The organism is Chloroflexus sp. MS-CIW-1, assembly GCF_030444705.1.
GTDB lineage: Bacteria > Chloroflexota > Chloroflexia > Chloroflexales > Chloroflexaceae > Chloroflexus.
Genome location: NZ_JAUBWR010000004.1, coordinates 10,419 through 34,834 on the forward strand (window position 1 = coordinate 10,419; position 24,416 = coordinate 34,834).

General features: G+C 55.2%; 10 protein-coding genes. 9 read left to right on the top strand and 1 reads right to left on the bottom strand.

Translation table 11 applies throughout. From position 1 onward, the window contains the following. Window positions 1–163: 163 nt before the first annotated feature. From QTO31_RS19050 to QTO31_RS19085, 8 genes are all read left to right on the top strand, one after another. Entirely contained in the window at window positions 164–16,711 is a 16,548-nt protein-coding gene (locus QTO31_RS19050) for an SdrD B-like domain-containing protein (protein ID WP_301430734.1), read from the top strand. Between the two features lie 509 nt (window positions 16,712–17,220). Next, window positions 17,221–17,646, top strand: a complete 426-nt coding sequence (locus QTO31_RS19055; RefSeq protein ID WP_031460362.1) for a hypothetical protein — start codon at window positions 17,221–17,223, stop codon at window positions 17,644–17,646. A gap of 425 nt (window positions 17,647–18,071) precedes the next feature. Then, complete coding sequence (locus QTO31_RS19060; RefSeq protein ID WP_301430737.1) at window positions 18,072–19,565, top strand: response regulator; 1,494 nt, start codon at window positions 18,072–18,074, stop codon at window positions 19,563–19,565. Between the two features lie 154 nt (window positions 19,566–19,719). Beyond that, window positions 19,720–20,571, top strand: a complete 852-nt coding sequence (gene rfbD, locus QTO31_RS19065) for a dTDP-4-dehydrorhamnose reductase (protein WP_031460364.1) — start codon at window positions 19,720–19,722, stop codon at window positions 20,569–20,571. After that, window positions 20,568–21,506, top strand: coding sequence for a glycosyltransferase family 2 protein (locus tag QTO31_RS19070; RefSeq protein WP_301430738.1), 939 nt, complete (start codon window positions 20,568–20,570; stop codon window positions 21,504–21,506). Before rfbD ends, QTO31_RS19070 begins: the two co-directional genes overlap by 4 nt. A 21-nt stretch (window positions 21,507–21,527) precedes the next feature. Continuing rightward, on the top strand, window positions 21,528–22,310 hold the full coding sequence (locus QTO31_RS19075; RefSeq protein ID WP_301430740.1) for a dolichyl-phosphate beta-glucosyltransferase: 783 nt from the start codon (window positions 21,528–21,530) through the stop codon (window positions 22,308–22,310). Next, window positions 22,307–22,594, top strand: coding sequence for a YhbY family RNA-binding protein (locus QTO31_RS19080; protein WP_301430741.1), 288 nt, complete (start codon window positions 22,307–22,309; stop codon window positions 22,592–22,594). Before QTO31_RS19075 ends, QTO31_RS19080 begins: the two co-directional genes overlap by 4 nt. Beyond that, a complete protein-coding gene (locus tag QTO31_RS19085; protein ID WP_301430742.1) occupies window positions 22,591–22,971 on the top strand; it encodes a hypothetical protein in 381 nt (126 codons plus the stop codon). Before QTO31_RS19080 ends, QTO31_RS19085 begins: the two co-directional genes overlap by 4 nt. On the opposite strand, the gene QTO31_RS19090 is transcribed toward QTO31_RS19085, so the two are convergent. After that, window positions 22,934–23,389, bottom strand: a complete 456-nt coding sequence (locus tag QTO31_RS19090) for a hypothetical protein (RefSeq protein ID WP_028457122.1) — start codon at window positions 23,387–23,389, stop codon at window positions 22,934–22,936. The genes QTO31_RS19085 and QTO31_RS19090 overlap by 38 nt on opposite strands. 391 nt (window positions 23,390–23,780) lie before the next feature. Between QTO31_RS19090 and QTO31_RS19095 the strand changes: the two genes are divergently transcribed. Beyond that, entirely contained in the window at window positions 23,781–24,269 is a 489-nt protein-coding gene (locus QTO31_RS19095; protein ID WP_301430743.1) for a flavin reductase family protein, read from the top strand. Window positions 24,270–24,416 lie beyond the last annotated feature (147 nt).

The window sequence follows — 24,416 nt, forward strand, 5'->3', positions numbered from 1 at the left end:
CCACCGTCCGACAACCTCAATCACAACGAATACATCATCCGAACTGCCCAACATTGCTGGTAATGGTAATGCTCTGGTGCGCCGGAGACATATACTGTTTTTTGACCATTCGGTCGTACTTCGGCTGTTGCCGAGTAATCAATGTGTTATGTGGGGTCATCTTATGTCACACTTCGTCGCTGCCCGTCGTTTTCTATTCAGTCTGTTCCTGATCATTGCTGTAGTTTTCGTTAGTCTGCGGCCTGATGTGGCTCTGGCTAACGCCACCGTCAATGTTATGCTCAGTACCAGTTTCCCGGTGGTCAACAGCGGTGATTGGTCAGTGATTTATGTTGATTACAGTTGTTCGAGCGTTGTCAGTACACCTTGCGAAAACGCGACCGTCACTACAGTGATCCCGCCAGAGCTGGCCGGTGGTTCTGGTGATGTGCAGGCGCTTGGTGCTGGTACTTCGGCATCGTACAATCCGACTACTCGCACCGTGACATGGACGTTCAGTTCGCCGCTAGCACCGGGTGATAGTGGACGGTTGGAATTGCGGGTGCGTTTCCCCGCCGGTATAACCCCTGATGGAACAACGGCTACGCTGCGGGCCGAGATGCGTTCAACCACGGCGCCGCCGCGCTTGTCGAATCCGTTGACAATTACTGCTCGCGCTGAGCCACGTGCCGTCGCTACGAAGACGTTTGTGTCAGGTGGTGCTCCCGATGTGCCGACGACTTATCAGCTTCAGGTCTGTATTCCAGATAATGGTTCGGGTGCGCTGAATCTGACCAATGTGCAGATTACCGATGCGCTGCCTGTAGGGGCGACGTTCGTTAGTGCTTCTGATGGTGGCTCGTTTAATAGCAGCACGAATACCGTCTCCTGGCCAGCGACTAGCCTAACGGTGCCAGGCAATCTCTGCGCAACTCGCACGGTGACGGTTATCTTCCCTTCGGCTTCGTTTCCCGTCGGGACTGAAGTGCGCAATGTGATGAATGTCTCTGCCCAGGCCGGTTCGGCGACAATCACGTTGACCGATGATGATGTACGGCGGATTCAGCCGCCAACGCCAGGGTATGGCTTTACCAAAAATGGCCCCACTTCGGCATTGGTGGGTGATACCGTGACCTATACCTTCAATACCATTAACACCGGCACGACGCCATTGAATGATGTGGTGGTAACCGATCCGGTTCCGCCTGAGTTGCAGGTTACACGCATTACAGTGGCTGGTGGAAATATCTCCGGTGTGCGAGTCGAGTTAGAGTACACGACAAATTTGAATTCCACCTTTACGCCAGTTCCGGGGAGTCCGTTTACCACGACAAGCTGCGTGAATATTGCGCCGGCTTCAGGTGGTGGCTGTAGTACGCTGACCCTCGGCGCTGGCGAGCGGATTACTGCTATTCGCTGGCGCTACCTCGATCCGTTACCGTTTGGGTTTAGCGCAACTGGACATAACCTCAGCGCTGTGGTGACCGCAGTGCCGGTGAATGCGGTCGTGGTGAATCAGGCGACCAGTACCTTCACTTACAACGGGTATACTGCTACGCGGCTTGATGAAGCTCGCACGCGAATCGTTGAGCCAGGTTCTCGTGCAGTTGTAAGTAAATCAGTTGACCCGGCGGTAGCCTATGCTGGTGACACCGTTACCTACACGATCACGCTGAACAATTCTCAGCTCGGTGGTGTTGGCGCCGGTCTGGTTGATCCGGTTTTGGCCGATCTGTTGGTTGAAAGTCTACGTTACGTTCTGGGCAGTTCAGTTGTGGTCTCGAAGCCGACCGGCGCCCCCGATCCGGTGTTGGATGTGATTGACAACTACAACGGTACCGGTCGTACCCTGCTGCGTTGGCGCTGGCCGGGCTATAATTTACCGCCGAATGCTTCCTTTACGATTCGCTTCCAGGCGCGGATCGATCCGGCTACGGTGACCGGTACCATCGCCAATACTGCGTCGTTAGCCAGTTTTGCCAACCCGCCCGGTCAGATTTTCATCGATCAATGTCATCAACAACTTGCTGATAGCCACGATTTCGATGGCGATGGCAACATCAGTGAACTGATCTGTTCCTCCTCGATTACCAGCCTCAGCCTGGCGGCCGCAGCGACGGCCAGTTCGGCAAAATGGGTACTCGGCCAGCTCGATACTGAATGGACACGCGATCCCAACACCGGTCTAACAACACCCGGTGGTATGGCTGATTATCGGCTGATCATTACCAATACCAACTCCGTTCCCTTGACCAATCTGGTGTTGATCGATATTTTGCCGTGGGTTGGTGATGTCGGCGTCGTGCGTTTTAACCAGCCGCGTGAAAGCCAGTGGCAACCGTATCTGGCCGGCCCTATCGCTGTACCCGATGGGGCAACCGTCTATTACAGTACAACGAACAATCCTTGTCGCAATCCCGACCTGGGTCTGACCGATACTGGAGGCAATCCGATAGACGCACCTGGTTGTGTCGATCCACAATGGTCAACGACCTTACCGGCTGACATCACGACGGTACGTTCGGTGCGGATTGATTTTGGCAGCCGTATTCTCTACCCGCAAGATTCGGTGGTGATAACGTGGCCGATGCGGGCGCCGTTAGGTGGTACCCCTGGCGAGATTGCCTGGAATACGTTTGGCTATCGGGCGTTTGATATTTACGGGAATCCGTTGCTGGCTGCCGAACCACCACGAGTTGGTATTGAGCGAGGAGCGGTTATACCGCCTTCGTATGGGAATTACGTCTGGCTCGATGCCGACCTCGATGGTGTGCAAGACCCTGGCGAAACTGGGGTGAATGGTGCACGGATCGATTTCTACCAGGACAGTGATGGTATTGCCGGGCCGAGTGCTGGCGACCGTTGGGTTGGCTTTACTATCTCTGGCCCAGATAATGATGGCAACCCCGGTTACTATCTCTTCTCTGATCCTGATGACATTCCTCCCGGCGATTACTACATTCGGGTAACGCCGCCGGCTGGGTATGGCTTTACAACGCCCGATCAGGGTGGTGACGATACTCGCGACTCAGATGTTGATCCGATCTCGCGCTACAGTGCAGTCACAACGCTGGAATCAGGCGAGAATGATGATAGATGGGACGTGGGGTTGGTTACCGTCACCGCAGTTGGTGATTATGTCTGGATTGATCGCAACGGGAATGGTGTCCAGGATGAACCACCGTCTGATGGGGTCAATGGGATCACGGTGCGGCTATACAATGGCAGCGGTACCCTAATTGCCACAACCGTCACTGCCGATGATCTGCTTGGTAAGCCGGGGTATTACCTCTTCAGTGGGCTGAGTGCTGGCAGCTACTTCATTGAGTTTGTCCTGCCAACCGGCTTTACCTTTACGACAGCAGACAGCGGAAGTAACGATAATCAGGATTCTGACGCTAATCCAACTACCGGACGAACCGGTGTCTTCACGCTGGCTGCAAACCAGCTTGATCGTAGTCGTGATGCTGGATTGATTGTACCGACCGGGAATCTGCGTCTCGGTAATCGGGTCTGGTATGACCGTGATAACGACGGTCGCTATGAGCCGACGAACGGCGAATCCGGTATTAATGGTGTGCGTCTAAGCCTGTTCCGTGATGTGAACAATAATGGTCTCCCCGATTCCGGTGAGTACGTTGGCGGTGCGACCACCAGTACGGTCGGTGGTGAGGCCGGGTATTATCAGTTCACCAATCTAACTGCCGGTAACTATATCGTAGTTGTTGACGACGATAACTTCGCTCCTGGTGGTGTGTTGTACGGAATGCGTTCGAGTAGTGGCAACGATCCGGCGCCTGACCCCGATAATGATGTCGATCATGATGATAACGGTACACTGATTGCCGGCATCGTCCGCTCGTTGCCGATCACACTATCAGTTGGTGGTGAGCCGACAACAGACGGTGATGATGCAAATGGCAATCAGACCCTCGATTTTGGCTTTATCAGAGGTGCAGCTCTGGGCGATCGGGTCTGGTTTGATACGAACGGCAACGGGATTCAGGACGCTGGCGAGCCGGGCGTAGCCGGTATCACGGTTGAGTTGCTCGATGGTAGTGGGAATCCGATAGATAGTGATCCGGGTACGCCCGGTGTGCAGCCAACGATAACCGTGACCGATGGCGCCGGTCGCTACGGTTTCACCGGTTTGAACGCCGGTACGTATCGGGTGCGCTTTAGCAATCTGCCTGCTGGCTACAGCTTCACGACCGCCGATCAAGGTACCAACAACGAGCTGGATAGTGATGTTAACGCTAGCGGATTGACGCCGGTTATCACCTTGACCGCCAATCAGACCGATCTGAGTTGGGATGCTGGTCTGGTGGCACTGCTGGCCAGTCTTGGCGATCGGGTCTGGAATGATCTGAATTACAACGGCATTCAAGATGCTGGTGAGCCGGGGGTTAGCGGTGTTCAGGTGAGTCTCTATCGCCCTGGCTACGATGGTGTGGCAGGTACGGCTGATGATGAACTGGTGGCTACAACTACAACCGGCGTCAATGGTCTCTACAGCTTCGCCAATCTGCCACCCGGTCGCTACTTTGTGCAGTTTGGTTCGCCGCCGGACGGTTACGCTCTCACTGCAACCGATCAGGGAATTGATGATGCGGCTGATAGTGATGCCGATGTCACTACTCGCCGCACTGCCCTGATCGATCTGGCGCCGGGCGAGAATGATCCCAACTGGGATATGGGTCTGTTCGTGTTCGCTTCAATCGGTGATCGGGTCTGGCGCGATACCAACAACAATGGGATTCAAGATACTGGCGAGCTGGGTGTCGGTGGGGTGCAGGTTCGTCTCTACCGGCCCGGTAGCAGTGTTCCGGTAGCCACTACAACGACGAACAGCAGTGGTATCTACACGTTCACCAATCTGGTGCCAGGCGACTACTACGTTGAGTTTAGCTTGCCCGCCGGTCATCGTGCCAGCCCTCAGAACCAGGGGGGTAACGACTCTCGCGATAGTGATGCCGACCCAGTGACCCGGCAAACGGCGGCAACCACGCTTGATCCGGGTGAGAACGATCCATCCTGGGATTTCGGGATTGTGCCGACGGCCAGCATTGGTGATCGAGTCTGGCGTGATGACAATGCGGACGGTATCCAGGATGCGAGTGAGACGGCTGGCATACCAGGTGTACAGGTTGTGCTGTACGATAGCGCCGGTAACCCGCTGAATACTACCGTCACCGATGCCGATGGTTTCTACCGCTTCGAGAATCTGCTGGCCGGTGATTACTACCTGCGGTTTGTCGTTCCTGCCAGTTATATCGTCAGCCCACGGGATCAGGGTAGCAACGACAACGCCGACTCCGATGTTGATCCGAACACCTTCCTGACAACCACGACGACCTTAAGTGCTGGCGAAAACGATCTGCGCTGGGACCTCGGCCTGTATCAATTGGCTAGCCTCGGTGATCGGGTCTGGCACGATGTCAACGGCAACGGACGACAGGATAGTGGCGAGCTTGGTGTAGCGAATGTGCCGGTTTCTCTGTACCAGCCTGGGACTGACGGTATCGCCGGTACGGCCGATGATGTCCTGGTCGCTTCGACAACAACGAACGGTAGTGGCGAATACCTCTTTACCAATCTGCAACCTGGCCGGTATTTCGTCCAGTTCGGTACTGCACCCGGTTACAGTCTGCTCAGCCCGCGTGATGCGGTCGTGGCGACCGACGAGACCGATAGTGACGTTGACGCTAACCGGCGCACCCCAATTGTCGAACTACTCTCCGGCGCGTCAAACCGTTCTCTCGACATGGGTGTGCTGAATCCGGCCAGTCTGGGGAATCGGGTCTGGTTTGACAGTAATGTTAATGGGACGCAAGATGCGGGCGAGAGCGGGGTTAGTGGGGTCACGGTAAGCCTCTACAGGATAGATGGTACGCTGGTCGTGACCCAGACGACTGATACCAACGGCGAATACCTCTTCACCAATCTCGCACCAGGTGAATACTATGTGGTCTTTAGTAACCTACCGGCCAACCACTCCTTCACCCGGCTGGATCAGGGCAGTGATGATACTGCCGATAGTGACGCCAATCCAATTGACGGTCGCACCGGAATCGTTCGTCTGAATTCAGGCGATAACAATCTCACCGTTGATGCCGGTATCTTCGAGACGATCACTGTTGGCGATCGGGTCTGGCTTGATCTGGATGCCGATGGTATTCAGGATGCTGATGAGACGACCGGCATTCCCGGTGTGCGCGTTGAGCTATTGCGCGACAGCGATGGTGTCGTGCTCGATTACACGTACACTGATGGCAATGGTCTTTATCAGTTTACCAACCTCTTCCCTGGTACCTACCGCATTCGCTTTAGCGAAATCCCAACCGACTATGTGCGTAGTCCGCAGGATCGGGGTGGGAATGATCAGCTTGATAGCGATGCCAATGCCACCTTTGAGACGGCGCCATTCACGCCGGTATCAGGGAACAATCCGCAATACGACCTCGGTCTCTACCGGCTGGCCCGAATTGGCAACTTCGTCTGGGAAGACCGTAACGGCAATGGTCGCCAGGACGCTGGCGAGCCGGGCATCCCGAATGTCACGGTGACTCTGAATGGCACGACCGGTGCAGGCGATCCGGTGTCGCGAACGACTCAAACCGACAGTAACGGTTTCTATTTGTTCGATAATGTCACACCGGGCAGTTATACCATTACCGTTACTGCTCCAGCCGGTTACTTCTTCACCGCAGCCGATCAGGGTGATGATAGTGGCGACTCGGATGCAAACGCTGCCGGTGTGATGACCACAACAACCCTTGAATCGGGTGAGGAAGACCTGACCTGGGATGCTGGTCTCTACCGTCCGGCAACGATTGGCGACCGGGTCTGGCGCGATACGAATGGCAATGGTGTGCAAGATACCGGCGAAACAGGACTTGATGGTGTTACAGTGACACTAACTGGCACAACCGGTAGTGGCGCCCTTGTTAATCAGACAACCACGACGTCAGGTGGTGGTTTCTACAGCTTTACCAATCTGGTACCGGGCACATACCAGATTACCGTCACTGCACCGACGGGCGAAGTCTTCACCTATCGCGATATAACAGCAACAGAAGTTGCCGGAGCGAATGATACCAATGATAGTGATGCTGATGCGTCAGGTGTCATGATCGCCACCGTCCTTGAGTCGGGTGAGATCGATCTGACGTGGGATGCTGGTCTGGTCATTCCGGCCAGCCTGGGCGATTTCGTCTGGGAAGACCTGAACGGGAACGGTGTGCAAGAGACGGGTGAACCTGGTTTTGTCAATGTGTCTGTAGCGTTGATCGGCGCCGGGCGTGACCGCACCTTCGGCACGGCTGATGATACATTGGCGACCACGACGACCAATGGCAGCGGCGCATATAGCTTTACGAATCTGCAACCCGGCCTCTACCGTGTGCGCTTCGCCCGGCCTAATGGCTACGCCTTCACGATTGGCGATGCACCGGCAGCGACCGATGCTACAGACTCCGATGTGCCGACTGGTGTAAGTGCGACAGCGACTACGATCACGATTGATCTCGAGTCGGGGGAGAATGATCTCACCTGGGATGCCGGTCTCTACCAGCTCCTGTCATTGGGCAATCGGGTGTGGGAAGATACCAACAATGACGGTCAACTCAGCACGGGTGAGGTTGGTATTGATGGCGTTACTGTACGTCTCTACCGTGATCTCAATGGCGATGGGGATGTAAACGATGCTGGTGAAACGACACCGGTCGCTACCACCACGACGAACCACGGTGGCTACTACCTGTTCAGTGGTCTGGTACAGGGCGACTATCTGGTAGAAGTGGTCTTACCGGCAGGTTATGTGTCGAGCACCGGCACGAACGGGAGCACCAGCGGGCCGTATGAACCGGCGCCCAATGCTGATACCGACGCGACTGACAGTGATGATAACGGTACCCAAAGCGGTAGTGTGGTGCGGAGCACCATTGTGCGTTTGCGGCCCAATAGTGAACCAACCGGTGAGAGCGATCCGTTACCCGCTGCGCTGACCGATCCGGCGCGCAACGAGAATAGCAACCTGACCGTTGACTTCGGCCTCTTCCGGCCGGCCCGAATTGGGAATCTGGTCTGGTTTGATCGCGATGCTAACGGCGTGCAGAATGGTGGTGACGAGACCGGTATCGGTGGTGTGACTGTCCAACTCTTCTTCGATACCGATGGTAACGGTCAGCCAAGTGCTGGTGATACCCTGGTTGCAACCGCAACAACTGCTGCTGATGGCAGTTATGGGTTCAATTATCTCATTCCGGGTAGTTACTATCTGAACTTTGCCTTACCAACCGGCTATGTCCGTAGCCCACAGGATCAGGGCGGTAATGATAACATTGACAGCGATCCTGATAGAACAAGCGGCTTTACTAGCGTCACTACACTCTCTGTCGGTGAGGAAGACCTAACCTGGGACGCCGGTCTGTACCAGCTTGTCAATTTAGGGAATAGGGTCTGGAATGACGTCAACAATAATGGCCTGCTCGATGCTGGTGAGGGTGGGATTGACGGGGTAACGGTCAATCTTTACCGCGACACAGATCGTAATGGCACGATTGACGTCGGCGAAGATACACCTATTGTATCAACGGTAACCTCCGGTGATGGCTTCTACAGCTTCAACAACCTCGATCCAGGTGATTACCTGGTTGAGATTCCGGCGAGTAACTTCGCCATCGGTCAGGCGCTGGGACCGAGTGGTACGCAGCCTGCGTTCCGTTCAAGCACGGGTATAGTGGGAAGTGCAACCGGTCCTTATGAGGCAGCCCCAGACCCCGATAACAACGTCGATAATGACGATAACGGGACGACTGATGGGAGTGGTAACGTCCGTTCTGCTATCATCACCCTGCGCTCGCAAGACGAGCCAACGGCTGATGGTGACGGGAACAATGGCAACCTGACCCTCGACTTCGGTTTCTTCCGTCCACTGGCGTTGGGCAATCTGGTCTGGCATGACTACAACAATAACCGTACCGTTGATGCGGGTGAACCGGGCATTAACGGCGTTGAAATCCAACTCTACCGCGACGTGAATAACAATGGCAGTTACGATGCCGCTACTGATACGCTGGTGGCGACGACTACAACCAGTGGTGGCGGGGAATATCGCTTCGATAACCTGATACCGGGTGACTATCTGGTTGTCATTCCGGCCAGCAACTTTGCCAGTGGTGGGGCGTTACGTTTCTTCCGCAGCAGTGATGGTGGAAACGCCAACGATAGCGCCGATGATCCCGATACCGACATAGACGGCGATGACAACGGTATCGGGCCGAACGTGGGGGTTGTGACCGGCGCTGCAACCGATCTCGTTCGCAGCGCAGCAGTAACGCTCAGCCTCGGTGGTGAGCCAACCGACGAAGATGGTGATAGCAATACGAACCTGACCGTTGATTTCGGCTTCTACAGCTTGACGATTGGGAATCGGGTCTGGCTCGATTACAACAACAATGGCGTGTTTGATGCTGGAGATGCAAGTACCGGATATGTCAACGGTAGAGAGATGCGCTTGTTCTACGATGCCGATGGGAATGGCGTACTAAATGGTAGTGAAGCGACAGCCGTCATTACCACGACAACCAGTAACGGCGGTCGTTACCTGTTTGGTGGCCTCCGTGATGGCGGAAATTACGTGGTAGAATTGGTCTCGAATGCTAGTAATGTGTCGAGCACCGGTATCAATGGTATGGCTACCGGCCCCTACGAACCGGCGCCTGATCCTGATGACAGCACGGTTGATAATGATGACAACGGCACGGCTAATGGAAACAACGAGCGCAGCGCTGTCTTTACGGTGCGCGTTGGGATGATGCCTACTGGCGAACCCGATACGGCCATGCCAACCGGTGTGAACAATCCGGCCATTGATGCGAACAGTAATCTGACCATTGACTTTGGTCTGTTCGACGAAGGTCAGATCGGTGATCAGGTGTGGCTGGATGCCAACGGTAATGGTATTCAAGATACTGGTGAAACAACCTATATTGCTGGTGTGACGGTTACAATCTACAATGCGGCAACCAATCAGCCACTCGATGGTGACCCGAATACACCTGGAATCCAGCCGATCACCCGCACGTCAGTCGCGGCAGCTACCAGCTACCTGTTCAACCGCCTGATTGCCGGTACCTATTATCTGGTCTTCAGTGACATTCCTGCTCAGTATGCTATCAGTCCACTTGATCAGGGTAGTAATGATACACTCGACTCAGATGTCAATCCGATCACCTTGCGAACGGCCGATATCACACTTGGCAACACCAACAATAATGATCGGACGTGGGATCTTGGCCTCTATCCGCGTCTCACCTTGGGTAATCTGGTCTGGTACGATGCCAACGACAACGGTGTCGTTGACAGTGGCGAGAGCGGTATTCCCAATGTGCGGGTTGAGCTATACCGCGATAGCAATGGTAATGGCCAGGCCGATACAGGAGAGTTTGTTACCTTCACAACTACGGATGGCAACGGTGCCTATCTATTCAGCGGTTTGGAGCAGGGTGACTACATTGTGGTTATTCCGGCCAGCAACTTCGACGTTGGTCAGCCGCTCTATCGCCATCGCTCAAGCACCGGTAGCAACGGATCCGCGACCGGGCCTTATGAGCCAGCATCCGATCCGGATAACAATGTAGACAATGATGACAACGGTACCGACACAATCAACGGTGTTGTCAGTGGTGTTATTTCGCTCAATCCATCGTTTGAGCCAACCACCGATGGCGATGATGCCAATGGCAACCTCACCCTCGACTTCGGCTTCTTCGAGCCGCTCACCCTCGGTAATTTGGTCTGGAACGATCTGAACAACAACGGGGTCGTTGATGCTGGTGAAGCTGGGATTGATGGGGTACGGGTCGAACTCTACCTTGACAGCAACGGCAACAACCAGGCTGACGATAGCGAATTTGTGGCCGCCACTACCACGTTGGGCGGCGGCTTGTACAACTTCACCGATCTGATCGAGGGGAATTACATTGTGCGTATTCCGGCCGGTCAGTTTGCAACCGGGCAGCCCCTAGCCGGCTTTGTTTCCAGCACCGGTGCCAATGGCTCGGTGACCGGTCCTTATGAGGCAGCGCCCGATCCGGATAATAATGTAGACAATGATGACAACGGTACCACTGATGGCAGTGGCAATGTTGACAGCGCGCCGATCACGCTGGCCCGCGGTACTGAGCCGGACATTGCTGTTGACGGTGACGGCACGAACGGTAATTTAACGGTTGACTTTGGCTTCTTCCGTCACGCCCGCCTTGGCGATCTGGTCTGGAATGACCAGAATGCCAATGGCGTGCAGGATAGTGGTGAGAACGGGGTCAGTGGTGTAATGGTTGAGCTATTCAGCACCGGCCCCGACAACGCGATTGGCGGCGATGATGATACGCTGGTGGTGAGCACAACAACTGACATGAACGGTATCTACGGCTTCACGCACCTGATTCCCGGATCGTACTACCTCCAATTCGCGCTACCGGCTGGCTATAGCGATGTCAGCCCACGCGATCAGGGTAGCAATGATACCGTTGACAGCGATGCCGATCCGACCACTCGCCTCACTTCAGTTATCACCCTCCCCATCGGTGCTAATGACCAGACGTGGGATATGGGTGTCTTTAATCGGGCCAGTGTTGGCAACTTCGTCTGGGAAGATGTCAATGGCAACGGACAGCAAGACAGTGGCGAGAATGGGATCGATGGAGTAACTGTGACCCTGTATCGAGCCGACGGAACTGCGGTTGGTTCCGTCACCACGACTGGCGGCGGCTCGTACAGCTTCAGCGGTCTACTGCCCGGTGAGTACTACCTTGAATTCAGCAACCTGCCCGCGGGTTATGTATTTACCTTTGCCGATACAGGTTCGGATGCGAGCGATTCAGATGCAAACCGAACAACTGGGCGAACTGCTACCTTCACACTGGTAAGTGGTCAGATCGACAATACCTGGGACGCGGGCCTCTACCGTCCGGCCAGCATCGGCAACTACGTCTGGGAGGACACCAACGGCAACGGCTTGCAGGATGCTGGTGAGCCGGGGGTGCGGGGCGTGACCGTCCAGTTAAGCGGCACAACGGGGGCAGGCGTCACGGTGAGTCGAAGCGCGATCACCGACGATAACGGCTTCTACCGCTTCGACGATCTGGCGCCGGGTACGTACACGGTGACGGTGGTCGCGCCAGCAGGGTTCCTCATCACGGCTGCCAATCAAGGGAGCAATGATGCCATCGACTCTGACGCCGACCCGACCACGGGTGCAATGAGCGCGACGGTGCTCGAATCCGGCGAAGTTGACCTCACCTGGGACGCGGGCCTCTACCGCCCGGCCAGCATCGGCAACTACGTCTGGGAGGACCTCAACGGCAACGGCCTGCAGGATGCTGGTGAGCCGGGGGTGAAGGACGTCACCGTCCAGTTGAGTGGAACGACCGGTTTTGGCACGTCGGTCAATCTGACGGCAACGACCACGATTACCGGCTTCTACCGCTTTGACGATCTGGCGCCGGGGACGTACACGGTGACGGTTGTACCACCCACCGGTTATTTCATCACGGCCGCCAATCGAGGGAGCAATGATGCCATCGACTCCGACGCCGACCCGAGCACGGGTGCGATGAGCGCAACGGTGCTCGAATCCGGAGAAGTCGATTTAACCTGGGACGCGGGCCTCTACCGTCCGGTCAGCATCGGCAACTACGTCTGGGAGGACCTCAACGGCAACGGCCTGCAGGATGCTGGTGAGCCGGGGGGGCGGGGCGTGACCGTCCAGTTAAGCGGCACGACGGGGGCAGGCGTCACGGTGAGTCGAAGCGCGATCACCGACGATAACGGCTTCTACCGCTTCGACGATCTGGCGCCGGGGACGTACACGGTGACGGTGGTCGCGCCAGCAGGGTTCCTCATCACGGCTGCCAATCAAGGGAGCAATGATGCCATCGACTCTGACGCCGACCCGACCACGGGTGCAATGAGCGCGACGGTGCTCGAATCCGGCGAAGTTGACCTAACCTGGGACGCGGGCCTCTACCGTCCGGCCAGTATTGGCGACCGGGTCTGGCGCGATACCAACGGCAACGGAGTACAGGATGCTGGTGAGCCTGGAGTGGCGAATGTTGAAGTGCGGCTGAGTGGCACGACTGGCGCAGGCGTTGCTGTGAGCCGAACAACCACGACCAATGGCAGTGGCCTCTATCGGTTTGACAACCTTGCGCCGGGTATCTATACCATTACTGTCATCGCACCGGCTGGTGATGGCTTCACAGTAGCCGACCAGGGCGGTGATGATGCACAAGACTCCGATGCCGACTCCGGCGGAGTGATGCCATCAACAACGCTGGTTTCGGGTGAGGAAGATCTGAGTTGGGATGCTGGCTTATTCGGTGCGGCCAGCATCGGCAACTACGTCTGGGAGGACACCAACGGCAACGGGGTGCAGGATGTTGGTGAGCCGGGGGTCGAGGGGGTCGAAGTACGGCTGAGTGGCACGACGGGCGCAGGCGTTGCCGTGAGCCGAACAACCACAACTGACAGTAATGGCTTCTATCGCTTCGACAACCTGGTGCCGGGGACGTACACGGTAACGGTCGTACCACCCACCGGTTACGTTCTCACCGCAGCCAATCAGGTCAGTGATGATACCGTTGATTCGGATGCCGATCCGAACACAGGCGCAATGAGCGCAACGGTGCTCGAATCCGGCGAAGTAGACCTCACCTGGGACGCGGGCCTCTACCGCCCGGCCAGCATCGGCAACTACGTCTGGGAGGACACAAACGGCAACGGCGTGCAGGATGCTGGTGAGCCAGGGCTGGAGGGGGTTGAAGTACGGCTGAGTGGCACGACGGGCGCAGGCGTTGCCGTGAGCCGAACAACCACGACTGACAGTAATGGCCTCTACCGCTTTGACGATCTGGCGCCGGGGACGTACACGGTGACGGTCGTACCACCCACCGGTTACGTCATCACGGCCGCCAATCAAGGGAGCAATGATGCCATCGACTCCGACGCCGACCCGACCACGGGTGCAATGAGCGCGACGGTGCTCGAATCCGGCGAAGTTGACCTCACCTGGGACGCGGGCCTCTACCGCCCGGCCAGTATTGGCGACCGGGTCTGGTTCGATACGGATGGCGACGGTGTACAAGGCGCTACTGAGACGGGCATCCGTGACATTGTAGTGACTTTGACCGGAGCCGGCCCTGATGGCGTGTTCGGGACGGCGGATGACATCAGCCGCACTGCTACGACTGATAACAATGGTGAATACCTCTTCACGAATCTGCCGCCCGGTGAGTATCGGTTGCAATTCACGAATATTCCGGCCGGATTAACCTTCAGCCCGGCTGACAGCAGCAGTGATGACACTACCGATAGTGATGTCGTTACCGCAACTGGTGAAACTGCTACTTTCACCTTGCTTAGCAATCAGACCGATCTGAGTCGCGATGCAGGTCTCTATCCGCTGCTCAGTCTGGGCAACCTGGTCTGGGAGGATGTCAATAACAACGGTGTTGTTGACAGTGGCGAAAACGGTGCTAGTGGAATCGAGGTTCGGCTCTACCGTGATGGCAATGGCAATGGAGTGTGGGATGAAGCCGACACGTTGGTAGATACTACCTTCACCGATGGTGATGGTTTCTACCGTTTCACGAACTTGCCACAGGGCAACTACTTTGTCGTATTGCCGGGTTCGCAGTTTGCAGCCGACTCGCCGTGGTATGGCTATCGTAGCAGCACCGGCGCTCGCTCGCTGACTAGTGGGCCGTATGAGCCGGGTGTTCTGGCAAACAGCGATCTCGACAACGACGATAACGGTACGCGACAAAGTAATGCGGCCATCATCAGTAGCCTGATAACCCTGCGACCTGATACCGAGCCAGACACGACAGTCGATGGCGATGGCCGCAATAGCAACCTGACCGTTGATTTCGGTATCTTCCGTCCGGCAACGGTTGGTGATCGGGTCTGGAACGATCTGAACGGGAATGGCATCCAAGACGGTGGTGAACCGGGTGTTGCAGATGTGCTGGTTACACTCTACGATGTGGGAGACGATGGGAATGTCGGCACAACTGACGATACCGTTGTCGCTACTCAACGGACAAACAGCGACGGCTTCTACATGTTCGAGGATGTACCACCCGGTACCTACTATTTGGTCTTCAGTGAGCTTCCAACCGGTGGCCGTTTCACCCGACCCGGTGCAGGAGGTGATGGAGCAACTGACTCCGACGTTGATCCGAATAACAGCTCAACGGCGGTCTTTACCTTGCAGAGTGGAACCGACGATGAGCGGTGGGATGCCGGATTGATCTTCCCGGCCAGTATCGGTAATCTGGTCTGGGAGGATCGGAATGGTAACGGTATCAAGGATAGCGATGAACCGGGTATTGAAGGGATCACTCTGCGCTTAACCGGTACCGATGCCGATGGGAATAGTATTGACATGAGTGTCGTTACCGATGCTAATGGTAACTACCGCTTCACCAACCTGGCGCCGGGTACGTACACGGTGACGGTGATCGCGCCAGCAGGGTATGTCTTTACCGCAGCCAATCAGGGCAGTGATGATACCGTTGATTCGGATGCCGATCCGAATACAGGTGTTATGACCGCGACGGTGCTCGAATCCGGCGAAGTTGATCTGAGCTGGGACGCGGGTCTCTACCGCCCGGCCAGCATCGGCGACTTTGTCTGGGAGGATACCAACGGCAACGGCGTGCAGGATGCTGGTGAGTTGGGGATGGCGAACGTCACGGTGCAGTTGAGTGGTACGACCGGTGCTGGCGCCACAGTCACTTTGACCACAACTACCACCATCACCGGCTCCTATCAGTTCAACAACCTGGCGCCAGGGACGTACACGGTGACGGTGGTCGCGCCAGCAGGGTATGTCTTCACCGCAGCCAATCGGGGCAGCGATGATGCCATCGACTCTGATGCTAATCCAACCACAGGCGCAATGACCGCAACGATGCTCGAATCCGGCGAGACTGACCTGACTTGGGACGCGGGTCTCTACCGTCCGGCCAGTGTTGGTAATCGGGTGTGGAATGATCTCAATGCGAATGGCATTGCCGATCCAGGAGAGCAGGGTGTCAGTGGTGTCACTGTCAGCCTGTATCGGTCTGATGGAACGCTCGTCGATACAGTAGTAACCGATAGCAATGGTTCCTACCTGTTCACAAACTTGCCGCCGGGCGAGTACTACCTCACATTCACGATACCGAATGGGTGGGTATTCAGTGCCCCCGGTCAGGGCGGTGATGAAAATCGTGATAGCGATGTCGATCCGAATACGCAGCAGACAGCCATCTTCACGCTCGGGTACGGTCAGACCGATACAAGCTGGTGGGCGGGTATCCATCAACCGGCGCCGCCAACCGCCATCACGCTGCTCAGCTTCACTGCCGAGCGCCAGGGAAGTGGTGTGCTGCTGCGCTGGGTGACCGGTAGCGAACGTGACACAGTTGGCTTCCTGTTGCTGCGGAGCAGTAGCGGTAACCGTGCCGATGCCAGGCCCATCGTCACTGTACCGATCCCGGCTCAAGGCAGTGCGGGTAGTGGGGCCAGCTACCAGTGGTTTGACCGCACGGCGCAGGCGGGTGTCAGCTACCACTACTGGTTGGTTGAGATTGAAGCTGATGGTGATCAAAATGAGTTCAGTATCATCAGCCCGGCAGTGCAATTTACCTATCGGGTACTGGTGCCGATCATTCAGCGCTAGGGCGCTGCCGCCCGATCATTGCGGGCAACAGGATTAGCTCTGCCAAATCAGTGAGACAGGAGGGGCAAAGAGACGTTCGCCCCTCCTGTTTACGTTTCTGCCACCTTTACGGATGGTATCTCCGTTCCTCCCTACCCGGCAGAGGAGACTGAGGAGAGCGCAGCAGTGAGGCACGATAGAAGGCGCAGGTTCTCAAACCATCGCAAGCTTAGCCTTGCGTGCCGGTTTGGGAAGGTAAGGAACCTGCCCAACAACGCTGATCAGCCCTATTGCGTTTTTCAGACAATTTTTTGATTTAAAAGCAAAAAGACATGACAAAAACGGTTAAATATGCTATAATAGGCAAATAAAAGCAAACCTTCAGATATTCATCTCTCTTTCGTCGCGGATGGTAGGATCAATCGACTGAACCATCGAGCGATGCCTTATCGGTGAACAGTGCTGTGGTTTTTCGTACTGATGGAACCGCTGCCTACAGCATCGCCGGTCGTTCGCGCAGGAGTTGCGCTATGTATATTCGTTGGGTTGTGCGCAAACACAAAAATACTGAGATTGCCAATACCAATTTTTACGACGCCTATCTCGTCGAGAGCTACCGTGATGAGCGTGGTCAACCACGGCAACGCACTGTTGCCTATCTCGGCAATATTCGTCAGATCAATGGCGATTTTCCAACTATCGAGCGTGAGCTGTTTCTACTGCGCGCCGACCGCATTCTCGAATCGTTGCCTGATTTGACCGAGGATGATCGGCAGGAGATACGGGAGGCATTGCGGCGGAAGATACCACCGCTCAGTCGTGATGAGGTGATCCGAGCGTTTACGGCCAATCTGGCCTGGTATCGGCAGTGGTGGGAGCAGAATGGTTATTCGTTAAGTGATGATGAGTTGTTAAGCATCATCCAGGCTACACGGGCGGGATTGGGGCCGGTCTGAAAGTGTCTGGATGCTTTTCTGTAGATTGCTGTCTGCTAACCGCACGTTCTCTCATCTTGGGGGAGGAAGGGTGCTAAAGCGAAAACGAGTGAGCTTCCCCGTCTCCCTCCAGGTGCACGGCAACCCATCGGTTGGCACCTTACCCCCTGCAAGCGCACAGGTGGCTTCCACATCCATTGTGCGCTAACGTATTGTCACGATTGATCTGTCGTGCGGTGATAGCGCGAGAAGCGGATAAGCGCTACGGATATGTCAGTCAACTCCGTTGTCTCACCGCTCTTTCCCTCTGTCCTCTCCCCATTCCAGAGCGTAAGATACTTTCCCTTTAAACAACAACGTGGTCTGTTTTGATCCGACAAAAGCCTCCCTTCAAAACGAATAATTTTGTCATGCTAACCGTAATGCCTCTGTGGTACGATATAACCATGGAACAAAATACGATCTTGATCGTTGACGACGATGAGCTGATGCGCTCACTGCTCGTCGAAATTATTACCCCTTTCAACCTCCGCCTGCTTACTGCTCAGCGCGGCAAGCAGGCGCTACAGCTTGCTCAGCAGTACCTGCCTGACCTGATTTTGCTCGACGTAATGATGCCAGACATGGATGGCTTCGAGGTGTGTCGGCGGCTGCGCGACGATCCGATGCTGGCTCAGATACCGATTGTGATGATCACGGGCCTGCATGATCGTGAGGCAAAGATCCGCGGATTTGAATCTGGCGCCGATGAATTCATTACCAAGCCATTTGATCCAGGTGAGTTACAGGCGCGCATTAACACTGTCTTACGCCTGAACCGGTACCGTCGATTGCTGCAAGAGCAAGCGCGAGTAAATGCCGAGCGAGCACGTTTTGAATGGGTGGTCGAGACATCCGATAACGCTTACGTGATTGTCGACCGGAATGACCGGATTCGTTATGCCAATCAACGTGCCCGCACGTACCTTGGTCTTGATGCGTATGATCAGCCTGTTCAGACACTACGAGAATTAGTGGCTCAGCGCTATCGCCTAGTTCCACCAGAATCCTGGGAGCGGTGGCCCGCTGCGATAGCGGAACCACGTTATCTCGTTCATCCAGAGACACTCCATAGCGCCGAGCAGTGGCTTCAGGTTGAAGCCACAATTATCCAGGCTACTGACGATCAGGTGGTGGTGACGCTCCGTGACGTAACACAACAAATTACTGCCCAACGTGATATGTGGACGTTTCACACCGCCATTTCGCATAAATTGCGAACCCCCCTAACGAGTATTATCAATGGTTTGACTATTCTTCACGATAATATCGAGCATATGGATCGTGCGATGGCACGTAACATTGCAGCGATTGCGCTGAGTAGTGCTCATCGTTTACAACATGCTATTGGCGATATTTTGCTTTATGCAAGTAGTCCTGGTGATATTCAGCAAATTGATCCATGTACTGTCTTCGATTTACCGATGATCGTTGCCGCTATCAATCAAGATCTGGCAATGCCAACGATCAGCCTCAAGATTGATCCGGCGCTTGACGCCCGTCGCTTACTCATTTCACGGCGTAGTTTAGAGATTGTTTTGCGCGAATTGTGTGAAAATGCCCGGAAGTTCCATCCTCAACAACATCCGGTCGTGACGTTACAGGTTGACGCCGATCTTGCCCAGCAGCAAGTTCGTCTGGTATTGTGTGACGATGGCGTGCATTTACCACCTGAACAATTGCAGAAGATATGGCAACCCTACTACCAGGCCGAACGTAATTTTACCGGTCAGGTCGAAGGAATGGGGCTGGGCCTGGCTCAGGTGGCGCGGATTATCTTGGCAGTAGGGGGAAGCTATCAGATGCGGAACCGTTCTGACCGGCCCGGTATTTGCGTTGAATTACGCATTCCGTTTGCTCATGACGAGGATTTCAAAGCGACATCCAACCGAAAAGGATGATCGCTCACAACTGTGGTTGTGGGTTGTCTGGTGTGCTCCGCAACACAGCCACTGAAAACTCTGAAACTCCCCCAGATTAATGAGATTGGTTGACGCAAATCGGCTCTTCTGCTACTCTGTGTAGCCGATTAAGCGGTACCTGAGGAGCCAAAACGTGCGGATTGCAATTACCGGAGCAAATGGACAATTAGGTCAAGCGCTTATCGCTACACTGGCCGATCAGCATGAGTTGATACCGTTAGGCCACGATCAGCTTGAGCTAACCGATCCGGCAACGGTCGATCATATTGCCGCTACCGGTGCCGATGTGGTGATTCACGCTGCTGCTTACACAAACGTTGATGGGTGTGCGCGGGATCCAATCCTGGCCTATCGGGTCAATGGCCTGGGAACGCGCTATGTAGCGCTTGGATGCCGGCGCATTCAGGCAACGATGGTCTATATCAGTACTAACGAGGTCTTTGCAGGTGATGGGCAGCGTCCGTATCTTGAAGACGATCCTACCCGACCGATTAATCCGTATGGACAAAGTAAACTGGCCGGTGAGCAGGTTGTGCGAACGCTAACCTCCCAACACTTCATTGTGCGGGTGGCATGGCTCTTCGGCGGTGAACGTAACTTTGTGCGTACCGTCCTGCGTCTGGCGAGTAATCCGCCAGCCCATGGCCTGCGTATGGTGGCCGATGAAATTGGTAGTCCAACGTATACCTATGATGTTGCGATTGGATTGGCTCGCCTGATCAAAACTGATTATTACGGGACGTACCATTTTGTCAACGACGGTATTTGCTCACGTTATGAGTTTGCCGCCGAGATTCTGCGTCAGGTTGGGATGAGTACACCGCTGCATCCGATCCGCTTACGCGATTTTCAGCGTGATAGTACGCCACCGCCGTACACTCCCCTTGCCAATCTGGCCGGAGCTGCGCTGGGCATCACCTTTCGACCGTGGCAAGAGGCGCTTGCGGTGTATCTGGCACGGCTGCGCAATGAATTGTCGTCATGATCGATGTCATTATTCCAAACTACAACGGTAGCGCCCTTTTGCCCGTCTGTCTCGATTCGTTACGTGCACAGACCCGACGTGACTTTACGGTAACCGTTGTTGATGACGCCAGTACAGACGATTCGGTAGCGCTGATAAAGTCGCGCTACCCGGAAGTACAGGTCTTCCAACTGGATCAGAATCGCGGTTTTGCGGCAGCGGTCAATGCAGCATTAACAGCCACGCATCAGCCATTTGTTGCCCTGCTCAACAATGATACCGAGGCTGATCCGCACTGGCTGGCAGCACTGATCGGCGCGCTCGAACGCTGGCCGCAATTTGCCTTTGCCGCATCTAAGTTACGGCTGTTTGATCGGCGCAATGTTCTGCATTCAGCCGGTGATTTTTATCGTCCAAATGGTGAACCGGGTAATCGTGGGGTTTGGGAAGAAGATCGCGGTCAATACGATGTGTACAGTGAGGTGTTTGGGCCGTGTGCCGGCGCCGCAGCCTACCGGCGCAGCGCGCTCGAACTGTTGGCTGAAGACGGACGGGTATTTGACGAAGAACTGGTGATGTACTGTGAAGATGTAGACTTGAATTTGCGTGCCCGACGCAAGGGATTACGCACCATTTTTGTGCCGACGGCAGTGGTCTATCATCGTCTGAGTGCCAGTGGTGGGGGAGCACTGGCCAGTTACTACTGTGGACGCAATTTTCCACTGGTATGGGTCAAAAACATGCCGTTGGAACTGATACGCCGCTACTGGCCGGCACTCATTGCTTCGCAATTACGTTTTGTGTTGCACAGCCTGCGTCATATTCGCGAGCCGGCAGCGCGGGCGCGCTTGCGTGGTCAGTTGGCCGGGCTGCGCGCCTTACCATCCTTTTGGTCGCGGCGTGCACTTACCGCCGAAGAAACAGAGCTAATTGTCAAAGCACTTGATCTCAGGTAGCTTGCAAGAAGATAGTAATGAATGATGAAGGATCAGCCATTTCTCTCAATCGTGATTCCGGCCTATAACGAAGAGCGCCGTTTACCGGAAACACTGACCGCCATTAAGACATTTCTTGCCAACGAGCCATACGAATCTGAGATCATCGTAGTTGATGATGGCAGTGAGGATCGCACAGCAGAGTTGGCAGAGTCATTTGGAGTCACGGTGATTCGCTGTGATCATCGCGGCAAAGGGTTTGCCGTGCGTACCGGTGCTTTAGCAGCGAGCGGCGCGATCATCTTGCTGTGTGATGCCGATCTGGCAACGCCAATTGAAGAATGGCCACGGCTGCGGGCCGCTATCGAAAGTGGTTATCCAATCGCCATTGGCTCGCGTGAAGGAGTAGGTGCATCACGTGAAGGTGAGCCGTGGTATCGTCATGTGATGGGTCGGGTCTTCAACTGGATCATCCGGTTAGTTGCATTGCGCGGCATTAATGACACGCAATGTGGTTTTAAGGCATTGCGACGCGAAGTCGCTCGTGATCTGTTTCAGCGGGTGCGAATCTACGGTGATGATGCCCCAGTATTGCGCGATGCGGCAGTTACTGCCTACGATGTGGAATTGCTCTTTCTGGCCCAGCGACGTGGCTACCCAATCAGCGAAATCCCGGTGCGATGGCGCTACGGTAGCGAAACGAAGGTTAATCCCTTGCGCGACTCGTGGCGGAATCTTCGTGATGTGGTGCGTATTCGTATCAATGATATATGTGGACGATATGATCTAACATCGGCCCCGATAGAGGAGGTTGCTCCACAATGACTCCTGCGCAGCGTGCTTATCTACGCCGACTGGCCCATTCGTTGCCGGTCACAGTGATGGTTGGGAAGAATGGCCTTACCGAAGGCATTTTGACCAAAATTGAACAAGAACTGAATGCTCACGAGTTGATCAAGGTACGCTTTCTCGATTACAAAGATATGAAGCAATCGTTCACCGATACCATCGTCGCCGAGACAGGCGCCAATCTGGTTGCGATCATCGGTCATACCGCGATTCTCTACCGACAACACGCCGATCCTGCTCAAAGAAAGATACAGGTATGAGTGTAAAAGCCTTACAGCGTGGTTTCTGGCTTTCATTCTGGACGGTCGTAACCTGGATGACGGTGCGCGGGGCATTGATTCCGTCGCGGTTGCGTAATCTGCGGATAACCAGCCTGAGCGGGATCGGGCCGGTCTATGCGATGTTGAGTTGGGGGTATGGCCCCGGTAACCGACCGGTAAATGTAATTTTCGACGTACAGTTTGCCGATGGGGCGTATGGCAGCGTTACCGTTGATGGTGAGGCGTTAGAGGCTGAAGTGCCTCTCATTGGAAAGGCGCACAGCGGTGAGGCTTACACCATCACGGTAACGCTTGTCTACCGCATCCTGGGGCAAACTCTTACTCGCCAGATGCAGGTGTCTGCTCAGGTTGAGTAGCCTGACGTTCCAGTTCGGCAATCCGTGCGCGAACTTCAGCAGCCAATCGTTGAAGTTCACGATTGACGACGTATTGCCACTCGGCGGCTTCGTGATCTTCGAGGGCGCCGCCTCCGTACTTCAGCTCCATTGCCAGATGCCAGCCCCGGCGTTCGGCGAACTTCTCGATCTCGGCACAGCGACTTGGCGGCCAACGCCGACGAATAAACTGCCGGAAGGCGCGCTCCATACGCCCCGATCCATCAGGGTTCAACGAAGGCAACGAGAAGAATGGTTCCTGATCGCGTGGATCAGGGGCAGCAGCTTTGCTGAAGTAGAGGGTGCGTTGCGTGATCGAGTAGCGCCATTCACCGTCACCATGATAGTTGCCAGGATTGTTGGCGATGGCGCCGGTGAGCATGCGATCAGTGATGGTCATAGGTGCACCTGCTTAATCCAAGCTGAGCTTACGACAAGGTTCCGTCTCATACAGCATAGCACAGAGACTATTAAGCGACAACTGTTTTGCCAGCGGGGTTTTAACGTTTTCAGGTAGCCTGTCCGAACATTCGTCGTCACGGCACAACAAATCAAACCAGGCGATGGATGGTACGCGATGGGCGATTAGTCTGATACCGATGGATGCACCTGGGTGGGCAAGACGATACTTTACCCCACGAGTGATCCTCGATGGTGCCCCGTCTTGCTGGTAAGCGGGATGAAAGCGTTGAAAAGCCCTAAACGATGACAACATGCTTGCCCGCATGCTCTGAATTGACGTATACTGCTAATATGTAAGAAACATCTTTTGAAATCGACAGAGATGCACCATGACGATTGATCCACGTGAATACCGTGCTACGATAGGTCTGTTTGCCACCGGAGTAACAGTCATTACCGCTAGCGATGGGATGCAGGTACGAGGGATGACTGCCAATTCCCTGACTTCTGTTTCACTTGATCCTCTGCTCTTACTGGTATGTATTGATCGCAAAGCTCGTATGGCAGGCGTGATCGCTGCTGCCTCGCATTTCGCGGTCAACATTCTACGTGTTGACCAAGAGGCAATTGCCCGTCATTTTGCCGGTCGGCCACAAGCCGATCTAGAGGTCACGATGACCGAGCTGGCCGGTGTACCAGTACTTCACGATGGTCTGGCTACCCTAGTTTGTGCGCGTGAACGGTTGCTCGATGGTGGTGATCATTGGATTGTTCTGGGGCGTGTCATTGCATTACGGCGAGCCGCAGAAGGTGATCCGCTGCTATACTTTGCCGGCGCGTATCGGCAGTTGGCCGAACTGTCGCCAACGCTAGCATAAACCGGTACAGCGTGGTACGATCTACTCTGGTAGAATGAAATAATCCCGATTGCTCGGGGCCATGCGACAGTGGGCGGGTTTGGTGACCGTTGCAGCCGATTCGGTGGCGAGTAATCTACCGGCGATCCTACCGCAATCTGCCCTCTT